Annotated in this window: 1 protein-coding gene; it reads left to right on the top strand. The window is 42.0% G+C overall.

The features are described from left to right. Positions 1–492: 492 nt before the first annotated feature. Complete coding sequence (gene ltrA / locus GPK88_RS16730) at positions 493–1,776, top strand: group II intron reverse transcriptase/maturase (RefSeq protein ID WP_148446256.1); 1,284 nt, start codon at positions 493–495, stop codon at positions 1,774–1,776. Positions 1,777–1,863: the final 87 nt, after the last annotated feature.

The raw sequence follows: 1,863 nt of genomic DNA on the forward strand, positions 1-1,863 counted from the left end.
TGAGTTTGCGCGCCATGGGCGCGCTCTAACGGGTGTAAGTCCCGAACATGCCCAGATAGTGGGAAGTGTATAGCTGAACAGCAAGGGTGTCTATCGTGAGGTAGAATCTGAAGGAAGCTGTAAGCAAATCTCTGGTCCGACGAACAGAAATCACATATAAGGCTAGGCTACGAGAGATAAGTTGGCTCAAAGCAACGAAATCTAATAACTATCACCTTTGTAGTAGCAGAGTAAATGTGGCGGATATATGGAGAGAAAGAGCGTGCACCTTAAGCGTGGAGGTCTCACAGAGGTTCCATTAGCCTAGTAACAACGAACTGTGAGAAGTCAGCCGAGCCCATAGTAGTGAAGAAGTCTCTGTAATGGAGATGGAGCAAAGGGGCGAACAATCAATAAGTTTGAGTATGTCTTGTATTGCAGAAATGGCAACATCTGCCGTAACCAATCGGGAAAAGGGTGGTCAAATCAAGCGAGACGGAAAGGAAAGAACGCATGGACACAAGTAGTCTAATGGAACAGATATTATCCAGCGATAACCTCAACAGAGCATATCTGCAAGTCGTACGAAATAAAGGTGCAGAGGGAGTGGACGAAATGAAGTACACAGAACTCAAAGAATACCTTGCAAAGAACGGCGAAATCATCAAGGAACAGTTGAGGACGAGAAAATATAAACCTCAGCCAGTACGAAGAGTGGAGATACCAAAGCCTGATGGCGGTGTCAGAAACCTGGGAGTACCAACAGTAACAGACAGATTCATACAACAAGCCATTGCACAGGTTTTAACACCAATCTATGAGGAACAGTTCCATGATCATAGTTATGGATTCAGACCGAATAGATGTGCACAACAAGCAATTTTAACAGCACTCGACATGATGAATGAGGGAAATGACTGGATTGTAGACATTGACTTGGAAAAGTTCTTTGACACAGTAAATCATGACAAGCTTATGACTATCATAGGCAGAACTATTAAAGATGGAGATGTTATCTCTATCGTTAGAAAGTACCTTGTCAGCGGAATCATGATTGATGATGAATATGAGGACTCCATTGTGGGGACACCACAAGGGGGGAATCTCTCACCATTATTGGCAAACATCATGCTGAATGAACTTGATAAGGAAATGGAAAAGCGAGGGCTTAACTTTGTACGATATGCGGATGACTGTATTATAATGGTCGGAAGTGAAATGTCTGCCAACAGAGTCATGAGAAATATTTCACGATTCATTGAAGAGAAGCTAGGACTCAAAGTCAACATGACCAAGAGTAAGGTAGATAAACCACAAGGACTTAAGTACCTTGGATTTGGTTTCTACTTTGATTCAAGAGCGTATCAGTTTAAGGCAAAACCACATGCAAAATCAGTAGCAAAGTTCAAGAAAAGAATGAAAGAACTCACTTGTCGTAGTTGGGGCGTTAGCAACAGCTGTAAAGTTGAGAAACTCAATCAACTCATAAGAGGTTGGATTAACTATTTCAAGATAGGGAGTATGAAAAGGCTCTGTAAGGAACTAGATTCAAGAATTCGCTATAGGTTGCGTATGTGTATCTGGAAGCAGTGGAAAACTCCGCAGAATCGTATAAAGAATTTGATGAAGCTTGGAGTTGATAAGGATACAGCTTGGATTACGGCATACACAGGTAGTCGAATCGCTTATGTGTGTCAGCGAAGAGTTATGAATTTTGCAATAAACAAAGAAAGACTAACCAAGTTTGGATTAGTCTCTATGTTAGATTACTACACCGAAAGGTGTGTTACTTGTTAAGTTGGTTGAACCGCCGTGTACGGAACCGTACGCACGGTGGTGTGAGAGGTCGGGAAAATTTATTTAATTTTCCCTCCTACTCGATTG

Origin of the sequence: Blautia sp. MCC269, from assembly GCF_018785655.1 — a bacterium.
Taxonomy (GTDB): Bacteria; Bacillota; Clostridia; order Lachnospirales; family Lachnospiraceae; genus Blautia_A.

Excerpts from the sequence above, each read along its gene's own strand:
- ltrA (WP_148446256.1), top strand. The coding sequence starts at position 493 with ATGGACACAAGTAGTCTAATGGAACAGATATTATCCAGCGATAACCTC.